The following is an 864-nucleotide window of genomic DNA, read 5'->3' on the forward strand; positions in this document are numbered from 1 at the left end:
TACCAAAGAAGTCGGAATCTTTTACACGTCCTACATAATAAAAATATTTCCGATCAAGAACTTTAACTTCATAGCCTTGAATTTCACCTTCTCTTTCTCGCGGAAAGAAATAACTTACTGGTGTAGCCCCATCCTCACAAGACAAACCTACCCTTACTCCGTACCGCTCCGCAACGGTCTTCGGGATAAGTCTTTGTGTTAAATCTTTCTGAGGGAGTTCTCCTACTTCGGCAAGTACAGAAGCCAGTTCTTCATCAGTGAGTTCTTTCTTCTCACGAATCTCTGGCAACTTACCTTTTTCAAAGATCTCATAGTGACCACATCTACCGCACTTACCCCACTGTTCACCTTCTTTGTTTCTGAACAAAACTAGATGGTCACCAGTTTTATCCCTACCGAGAGATCGGCAGGAAGGGCATGCAGTGTTTCCAATAATTTCTTTATTGCTCATTCGTCCCTCCCTGGAACTCTGAGTATTACAGTGCTGCTAACCTCTCTTCAAAGTTAGCCAGCGTCCTTTTTGCTGATGTAAAAGCTTTTTTATAAGCTTCTACGTTTTTGTCACACAATTCCACTAATGTGTAATTCTGTTCCATGAAAGCTACATCAGATGCATCCTGATATTTCCATAGCTTCCATTTAAAAAAGTGAACTTTCTGTTGAAGATTACGTATACTCTTAACGAGGGTTCTCTTCGAGGTACTTGACCCAATCACCATGAGCTACACCCTCTTTCTGCTCTTCGTCAATGTGGTAGATCCATGCGTCCAGTTCACGACCATCATCCAGCACCACTGGAATCTGAGTACGATTATAGAAAGATGGATAGCCTTCCAGAGCATCGTAAGACCCTTTCAGACCGGT

At 42.4% G+C, this 864-nt stretch carries 2 protein-coding genes; both read right to left on the reverse strand.

Going from position 1 to position 864, the window contains the following annotated elements; genetic code table 11:
- Positions 1-451 (reverse strand): hypothetical protein (locus N1032_RS24360; protein WP_259543078.1); only part of this gene is annotated, 451 nt, incomplete at its 3' end.
- A 227-nt stretch (positions 452-678) separates the two neighbouring features.
- A partial coding sequence (locus N1032_RS24365) for a gamma-glutamylcyclotransferase family protein (RefSeq protein ID WP_259543080.1) occupies positions 679-864 on the reverse strand: 186 nt, incomplete at its 5' end.

Source organism: Herbiconiux daphne, assembly GCF_024979295.1.
Classification (GTDB): Bacteria; Actinomycetota; Actinomycetes; order Actinomycetales; family Microbacteriaceae; genus Herbiconiux; species Herbiconiux daphnes.